The organism is Gilliamella sp. Imp1-1, assembly GCF_001690415.1.
Lineage (GTDB): Bacteria > Pseudomonadota > Gammaproteobacteria > Enterobacterales > Orbaceae > Gilliamella > Gilliamella bombi.
In genome coordinates this window covers 1-450 of sequence record NZ_LZHK01000068.1, presented here as the reverse complement: position 1 = coordinate 450, position 450 = coordinate 1, and the positions used below count along the sequence as shown (strand labels likewise).

The window sequence follows — 450 nt, the reverse complement described above, 5'->3', positions numbered from 1 at the left end:
TAGGGCGTGTTGATCTTTCATGATTATTTTTTAGACGGCATGATGTGAGTTATAATAATTCAGCCAAAAACAACCCTAACTCGATTCATCATGCCAAGAACAATGCTAACAGATAAACGGTGGGAAAAGCTACTACAAATAATGAAAAATACCGGCCGAGTTTATAATAAATCCGAGCATCGGATGACGTTTGAAGGGATCCTTTTCCGAATGAGAACCGGTATTCCTTGGCAAGATTTGCCAGAAGAGTTTGGTGAATGGAGCACTGTCTATAGGCGATTTAATTTGTGGTCTAAAAAAGGAATATTAGTTGATATTTTCAAACATTTATCACAACTAGCGGATTTTGAATGGGTGTTCCTAGATGGCTCGATTATCAGGGCTCATCAACATAGTACAGGCGCTGCAACGGAGTATTCCGAGCAAATAGGTCAGAGCTGTGGTGGTAAT

The 450-nt window shown here is 39.8% G+C and carries 1 protein-coding gene; it reads left to right on the top strand.

The features are described 5' to 3' along the window. Nucleotides 1-90: 90 nt before the first annotated feature. Nucleotides 91-450 (top strand): IS5 family transposase (locus tag A9G38_RS06540; protein ID WP_176713236.1); only part of this gene is annotated, 360 nt, incomplete at its 3' end.